Origin of the sequence: Caldanaerobacter sp., from assembly GCF_049701115.1 — a bacterium.
GTDB lineage: Bacteria > Bacillota > Thermoanaerobacteria > Thermoanaerobacterales > Thermoanaerobacteraceae > Thermoanaerobacter.
In genome coordinates this window covers 1-7,169 of record NZ_JBNATX010000059.1, presented here as the reverse complement: position 1 = coordinate 7,169, position 7,169 = coordinate 1, and the positions used below count along the sequence as shown (strand labels likewise).

General features: G+C 37.8%; 6 protein-coding genes, 2 tRNA genes and 1 other RNA gene. 8 read left to right on the top strand and 1 reads right to left on the bottom strand.

What is annotated here, in order from left to right; all coding sequences use genetic code 11:
- Positions 1-137 precede the first annotated feature (137 nt).
- From rnpB to ACPLVE_RS10710, 3 genes are all read left to right on the top strand, one after another.
- An RNA gene (rnpB, locus tag ACPLVE_RS10720) (RNase P RNA component class A) lies at positions 138-492 on the top strand.
- Between the two features lie 103 nt (positions 493-595).
- A complete protein-coding gene (deoD, locus tag ACPLVE_RS10715) occupies positions 596-1,294 on the top strand; it encodes a purine-nucleoside phosphorylase (protein WP_424611539.1) in 699 nt (232 codons plus the stop codon).
- A gap of 51 nt (positions 1,295-1,345) precedes the next feature.
- Positions 1,346-2,305, top strand: a complete 960-nt coding sequence (locus tag ACPLVE_RS10710) for a type I phosphomannose isomerase catalytic subunit (protein ID WP_424611538.1) — start codon at positions 1,346-1,348, stop codon at positions 2,303-2,305.
- On the opposite strand, the gene ACPLVE_RS10705 is transcribed toward ACPLVE_RS10710, so the two are convergent.
- The gene (locus tag ACPLVE_RS10705) at positions 2,277-3,026 is read right to left on the bottom strand and encodes a DUF72 domain-containing protein (RefSeq protein WP_424611537.1); all 750 of its coding nucleotides are present in this window, start codon (positions 3,024-3,026) and stop codon (positions 2,277-2,279) included. The genes ACPLVE_RS10710 and ACPLVE_RS10705 overlap by 29 nt on opposite strands.
- 133 nt (positions 3,027-3,159) lie before the next feature.
- Between ACPLVE_RS10705 and ACPLVE_RS10700 the strand changes: the two genes are divergently transcribed.
- From ACPLVE_RS10700 to ACPLVE_RS10680, 5 genes are all read left to right on the top strand, one after another.
- A tRNA-Val gene (locus tag ACPLVE_RS10700) sits at positions 3,160-3,236 on the top strand.
- A 144-nt stretch (positions 3,237-3,380) separates the two neighbouring features.
- Positions 3,381-4,244 carry a spermidine synthase gene (locus tag ACPLVE_RS10695; RefSeq protein WP_424611536.1) on the top strand — a complete coding sequence of 288 codons (864 nt, stop codon included), beginning with the start codon at positions 3,381-3,383 and terminating at the stop codon, positions 4,242-4,244.
- A 141-nt stretch (positions 4,245-4,385) separates the two neighbouring features.
- Positions 4,386-5,471, top strand: coding sequence for a glycosyl hydrolase family 18 protein (locus ACPLVE_RS10690; protein WP_424611535.1), 1,086 nt, complete (start codon positions 4,386-4,388; stop codon positions 5,469-5,471).
- Positions 5,472-5,542: 71 nt separating this feature from the next.
- A complete protein-coding gene (pepV, locus tag ACPLVE_RS10685) occupies positions 5,543-6,937 on the top strand; it encodes a dipeptidase PepV (protein WP_424611534.1) in 1,395 nt (464 codons plus the stop codon).
- A 50-nt stretch (positions 6,938-6,987) separates the two neighbouring features.
- A tRNA-Val gene (locus ACPLVE_RS10680) sits at positions 6,988-7,064 on the top strand.
- Positions 7,065-7,169: the final 105 nt, after the last annotated feature.

The following is a 7,169-nucleotide window of genomic DNA, read 5'->3' as shown; positions in this document are numbered from 1 at the left end:
TTAACGGTGAGGTCAGTTATAAAAATTTTTTACCTACAAAATCTTGACACAGACCTGCCTTTGAACGGGGCTTGACAATATGAAAATACTGTGTTAATATATCATTGGCTGATATAGAAAAATGATATATATGCATGTGAGTAAGTCGGATGGCCGCGTGCGAGGTAAATGCCTTGCACGAGGAAAGTCCGAGCTCCACAGGGCAGGGTGCCGGGTAATACCCGGTGGAGGCGACTCCAAGGAAAGTGCCACAGAAATGCAGACCGCCTGACGCTTTAAAAGGCGTTGGGCAAGGGTGCAACGGTGCGGTAAGAGCGCACCAGCAGTCGGGCGACCGGCTGGCTAGGTAAACCCCACCCGGAGCAAGGCAAATAGGAGGGAGTAGGTGGCCCGCCGTTTCCCTCGGGTTAAGCCGCTGGAGGTATCAGGCAACTGATACCCTAGATAGATGGCCATCTAAAACAGAACTCGGCTTACGGACTTGCTCACATGCTGTAAGATTTTGTTTTCCCGAAAAGGGATTTTTTTATTTGATTTAAAAAATTTTTTTTGTTAATATTATATTTAGCGAATTTTGTAGAGAGGAGGAAATGAATTGAGCATACATATTGGTGCAAAAGAAGGAGACATTGCTGAAACAGTATTACTTCCGGGAGATCCTTTGAGAGCTAAGTACATAGCAGAAAATTTGCTAGAAGATGCAAAGTGTTACAATGAAGTAAGGGGAATGTATGGCTTTACTGGATATTATAAAGGGAAAAGAGTTTCAGTACAAGGGACAGGAATGGGAGTACCTTCCATATCAATTTATGTGAATGAATTAATAACGAGTTATGGCGCGAAAAACTTGATAAGAATAGGTACATGCGGTTCATTACAGCCAGATATAAAAATAAGAGATATTGTAATCGCTATGAGTGCTTCCACTGACTCTGGTATAAATAAGATACGTTTTAATGGAATGGACTACGCTCCCACGGCAAGCTTTAGACTATTGAAAAAAGCTTACGATAAGGCTATTGAGATGGGAATAGAGCCAAAGGTTGGGAATGTATTTACTACAGATACTTTCTACCATGACGATCCTGATAGCTGGAGGCTTTGGGCAAAATTTGGAGTATTAGCTGTAGAAATGGAGACAGCAGCACTTTATACATTAGCCGCCAAATATGGAGTTGATGCTCTTACTATACTTACTGTAAGCGACAGCTTGGTTACAGGAGAAGCAACTTCTGCCGAAGAAAGGCAGAAAAGTTTCATGGATATGGTGAAAATCGCTCTAGAGATTGTATGATAAAAGTGGCATACTACATGCCACTTTATTTAAAGAAAGGAGAGGAACTTTATGGAACCTCTTAAGTTTAAGCCAATATTCATGGAAAGAATATGGGGAGGAACTGCTTTAAAGGAGAAGTTTGGATTTGACATTCCGGAAAACAAAAAAATAGGAGAACTTTGGACGGTATCCGATAACAGGACGGCAGTTAGTGTGATCGATGGAGGAAATTTTGATGGAAAGAAGATAAGTGAAATAGCCTCAGAATTCGCTGAAAGTCTTTATGGAAAAGGGAAAAAATATGAAAGGTTTCCTCTTCTTATAAAAATAATAGATGCACAGGATAAATTATCCGTTCAGGTTCATCCAGATGATGAATATGCCTACAAACATGAGAATGGCGATTTAGGGAAAACAGAAATGTGGTACATAATAGATGCGAAACCAGGTGCAAAACTGATATGTGGTCTCAAAGAAGGTACCACAAAAGATGAGTTTGTAAGGCTTTTAAAGGAAGAAAGACTGGAGGAGTGTTTAAATGAGATAGAGGTAGAGGCAGGAGATGTGGTATACATTCCTGCTGGAATGGTTCATGCAATAGGTGAGGGTATTTTAATATGTGAAATCCAGCAAAACTCTGATCTTACTTATAGAGTCTATGACTACAACAGGGTAGATGATAAAGGGAGGAAAAGAGAACTTCACATAGAAAAGGCATTAGATGTGATAAATTTTGAGTTAAAATCCGACAAAATAGTGCCTGTATTTGAAAAAGTGGAGGGAGGTAATATTGCAAAAGCGGTCGAGTCACAGTATTTTAATGTGTATATAGTTCATTTAGATGGGCAAATGGAATTTGAGACTCCTAACGGCTTCGAAGCTTTAACTCTGGTGGAAGGTACATTAGAAGTAGAATGGGAGAAAGGCACGAAAATAGTAAAGGCAGGGGAAACCATTGTAATACCTGCTTCTTTAAATAAGTACAGAGTTAAGGGAAAGTCTAAGTTCCTAAAAGCAAATGTTCCGTAAGTTTTATTAGAGTTTTGGCGTTTTGAATTGCACAGCCATTGACGTCATTGTTAAAATACACGTAAATTTCATTGCATTTTTTAAAATATTCTTCTATATCTTTTGCTAATTCTTCAAGTTCTCTTTCCGAGTAGCATGAACTGAATAAAGCCTTTGGTCCATGCATTCTAATGTAAGCAAAATCTGTTGTGATAACTTTTGCCTTGGGATAACGTGAAGAATCCGCTATTACCCAGGCAACTTTTAATTCTTTCATAAGGTTGTAAACCTCGTCATCAAGCCAGCTTTTATGCCTGAATTCCAAAGCAAATTTATAATTTTCTTTTTCTCTCAAAAAGTTTATGATTTTTTCTACATTTTCTTGATCTTTTTTAAAGCTTGGAGGAAATTGGAGGAGTATGGGTCCTAGTTTATCCTTCAACAGGTCTATTCTTTTTTTGAAATTATTCCATGTTTCTTCCACATCGCAAAGTTTTTTTAGGTGGGTTATGTGGCGGGAGGCTTTTACAGAGAAGATAAAACCTTCAGGAGTAGCGGAATACCATTTAAGCAGGCTTTTTTCTTGAGGCAAATGGTAAAAAGAAGAATTAATTTCAGCGGTAAGAAAATGCTTTGAATAAAAGCTAAGCCTTTCCTCGTAAGGAAGATTAGAAGGATAAAAAATTTCTTTCCAGTGGGAGTATGACCAACCGGAGGTTCCTATATAAAGTTTTTTCCTCATCTTTTTCCTCCTTTCACGTCTTTTTGCTTTTAATGTTATGATACAACAGAAAAAACTATGTTACAATAGTTTTATCAAATTAGGGAGTTGCATATCTTAAGAGATTGTATTATAATAAAAACAGACAGATGATGGGGTCATAGCTCAGCTGGTTAGAGCGCTACGTTGACATCGTAGAGGCCACAGGTTCAAGTCCTGTTGACCCCACCATATAAAGTGAAAGTTTAGGGCTCGTAAGAGCCCTTTTTATTTTATGGAATTATAAGGTATCAATTCCTATCACTGTTTGGCAAATACTTTTCTATATGGTATAATATCTTTTGAGCGATTTCACGATTGGAGGTGGGAGCTTAATTGAGAAATTTAAACAGGAAATGGGGATTAGATCCCTCTAGAGAATTTTATTGGGAGCCAGATATAAGTGGGGGTTATAGAGTTTATAAAGTAAAGTCTGTGGTTGTAGAGCATCAATCACCGTATCAGAAAATAGATATTGTGGAGCTTGAAACTTGGGGTAAGAGTCTTTTTTTGGATGGGACTCTTCAATCTACGGAGGCTGATGAATTTATTTACCATGAACTTCTAGTACATCCAATTATGCGTGTTCATCCCTCTCCTAGAAGAGTTTTGATATGTGGAGTAGGGGAAGGGAAAAGCGTGAGAGAGGTTTTAAGATACCCAACAGTGAAGAAGGTAATCGCTGTAGATATAGACAAACAGGTGGTCATCCTCTCCCAGAAATACTTGGGTAGGACACCTATTGATGATATACGTGTAAAACTCGTGTATCAAGATGTAGCAGAATTTATCAAGGATTATAAAGGAGAACCTTTTGATGTAGTGATAGTAGATGTTACGGATGATTTAGATGGACCTGCTAGGAGTGTACATCAACTGAGTTTTTATAAAAGGCTTTATGAAATTTTGAGTGATAAAGCTACTGTGGTAGTACAAGGTACGTCAGCTTTTTCAATGTTTAAAAATCCCGGTTTCCTTTATATTTACAGGCTTCTTAAAGAAGTATTTCCTTTCGTAATTTCTTATGCAGATTACATCCCTTCTTTCAGCGATTTATGGATCTTTTTTGTTGGTTTAAAGGGGATCAAGGATCTAACTCCGAGGCAACATATTCCCCCAGATCTTAAATATTATGATGAATATACAAATGAAAGGATTTTTACTTTAGCTAAGCCTCTAAGAGAAAAACTAGGGGTATGATAGTACCCCTTTTTAATTTAAGAAATTGCAAGATTAGATGAAACTTTGACGAAAGGTTATACTTAGTTTTTTATACATAAAATTTTTCTTTTTACAAAAGATATAACTGAATCCACAAAAGTGAGGAGGTTATATCTTTTTATGAAAAGAAGAGTACTTGCGATATTGATTTTGACAGTTTTTTCTTTGGCTAATATTGTTTTTTTAAATGGGTGCAAGAGTAGCGCACAAAAACAGTTTTTTAAGCCTTTTACCGGAATTAAAGCAAAGAAATTACAAGTTGTGGGATTTTACATGGATTCTCAAGGGTACGACAATTCTTATCAGTCTTTAGTTAGATATTCAAAATACATAGATACTCTCTCGCCACTTTGGCTGACGGTTGAAGGGGATGGCTCTGTAAAGGACTCTACTAATCCGCAAGCATTAAACTACGCTAAAAAACAGGGTATAAAAGTAGTTCCTCTGGTTAATGTTGCTAATAGCAAAGATGAGGTGCTTTTAGATCCTAACATCCGTGAGAAAGTAATTTCACAGCTGGTTGCTCTTTTAAAAAAGCACGACTTTGATGGATACAACATAGACTTTGAGTTTATACCTCATGGAGAGAAAAATTATGTGAAAGACAAAGACTATCTTACTGCTTTTGTGGCAAAACTTAAGCCTTTTGTTAAGAAAGAAGGCAAAATATTAGATATATCTGTTATACCTCATTATCAAGTTCCAAAGGAGGTTTCTGGTATATACGATTACAGGGAATTAGCTCCTTTAGTGGATCATGTTACTTTGATGACCTACGACAGGCATAATGCTTCTACTCCACCTGGTCCTGTATCTCCTGAACAGTGGGTAGAGTATAATGTAAAGGATGCATTAAATGAGGGATTTAAACCAGAGCAGATATGCCTTGGTGTTGCAACATACGGCTATGACTGGCCTGTAAGCAAAAGCGGAGGTTTTTCAAGACCTACTAAGGAAATAATGACAAAGGCAAAACTTCAAGGAATTGAGATAAAGTGGAGCGATAAATATCAGGAACCCTATTATACTTACTATGACCGGATAACGGGGACTACACGAGAGGTATGGTTTGAAAATTCGTATACATTGGCAGAAAAGATAGAAGTAGCAAAAAAATATAATCTTCATGGTATTTGTGTGTGGAGGATAGGTTTTGAAACCCCCACTTTTTGGAAAGTAGTTGAACAAAAAATTGGTGAAAGGTAAAAAGTGTTGAAAACATTTAAGTTTGAGTATATAATAGAGATGTAAATTACCAATTTATTGGGGGGATTTTTATGGATTTAAACTCTTACATAGACCGCATGAGAGATGATATCATAAGGTCTGTGCAGGAATTGGTCCGTATAAAAAGTGTGCAAGACGAACCGAAGCCGGGCATGCCATATGGAGAGGGTGTTGCAAAGGCGTTAGAAAAAGCCCTTGAAATAGCTGAAAGTCTTGGATTCAGGACTAAAAATTTAGACGGTTATGTTGGTTATGCTGAGTACGGCGAAGGGAAAGAAATGATTGCAGTTTTAGGACACCTAGATGTGGTGCCGGAAGGGGATGGATGGACTTATCCACCTTACGGTGCTGAAATACACGATGGGAAGATATATGGGAGAGGTACTGTAGATGATAAAGGGCCAATAATAGCTGCTTTGTACGGCTTAAAAGCTATAAAGGACGCAGGACTTAAACTTTCTAAAAGAGTTAGAATTATATTCGGAACTAACGAGGAAACTGGGTCTCATGAAATAAAGTACTATCTTGAACACGATGAAGCCCCTACAATGGGCTTTACTCCTGATGCCCAGTATCCAATTATACATGCAGAAAAAGGAATAACGATGTTTGATGTGGTCAAAGATTTTTATAAAAAACCAAGGGAAATAGTTATAAAGTACATAAAAGGCGGAGAAAGACCCAATGTAGTTCCCGGTTACTGTGAAGCAAGGCTTAAAGTTGAAGGAGAAAATATTAAAAAAGAGATTATAAATGCATTAGAAGCTTTTGTAAAGGAAACAGGGTATGATATAAAATTCGAGGAGAAAGAAGGCGATTTAGTAATAAAGTCTTTTGGAGTATCTGCTCATGGGAGTTTGCCTCACCTTGGAAAGAATGCTATAATGCAGCTTTTCCTATTCTTAGATAGATTGAATTTAGATGAAAGCGATGTGAAAGATTTTATACACTTCTTTGCAACAAATGTTGGTATGGAGACTGATGGTAAAACTTTTGGGATATATTTGAAAGATGAGACAGGAGAGCTTACTTTTAATGTAGGTACTGTCTTAGTAGACGAAAATAAAGGGGTGCTAGGGCTTAACATAAGATATCCTGTAAAACATAAATACGAAGACTGGATGACGATTTTTGAAGAAAAGATTAAAGGACAGGGCATGAGAATAGAAAACATGTTGCATCAACCGCCTCTCTATTTCCCGCCAGATCATCCACTTATAAAGATATTGAGCAAGGTTTATGAGGAACAAACAGGGCAAAAAGCAGAACTTCTAGCTATTGGCGGAGGAACTTATGCAAAAGAAATGCCGAATACCGTAGCTTTTGGGCCTGTTTTCCCAGGGAAGCCTGAACTGGCTCATCAAGCGGATGAATACATAGAAATTGAAGACCTCATCCTAAATGCGAAAATATATGCTCATGCGATATATGAACTTGCAAAATAAATTTTTCTTGCACAGGGTTTAAAATTGTATTATAATAAAAAAGAAGCGGTGGGGTCATAGCTCAGCTGGTCAGAGCGCTGCGCTCACATCGCAGAGGTCACAGGTTCGACTCCTGTTGACCCCACCAGTAAATTAAAGATTTAAAACGGTCCTTAAAAGGACCGTTTAATTTTTTACGTGCGCCCGGCATGGGCGATAACTAGGCGGTGAAAGTCCGCTGTGGGCTTGGTAG

What these genes read in the sequence shown, in the direction of transcription:
- ACPLVE_RS10710 (WP_424611538.1), top strand. Translation starts at nt 1,346, where the DNA reads ATGGAACCTCTTAAGTTTAAGCCAATATTCATGGAAAGAATATGGGGA.
- ACPLVE_RS10705 (WP_424611537.1), bottom strand. Translation starts at nt 3,026, where the DNA reads ATGAGGAAAAAACTTTATATAGGAACCTCCGGTTGGTCATACTCCCAC.
- ACPLVE_RS10690 (WP_424611535.1), top strand. Translation starts at nt 4,386, where the DNA reads ATGAAAAGAAGAGTACTTGCGATATTGATTTTGACAGTTTTTTCTTTG.
- pepV (WP_424611534.1), top strand. Translation starts at nt 5,543, where the DNA reads ATGGATTTAAACTCTTACATAGACCGCATGAGAGATGATATCATAAGG.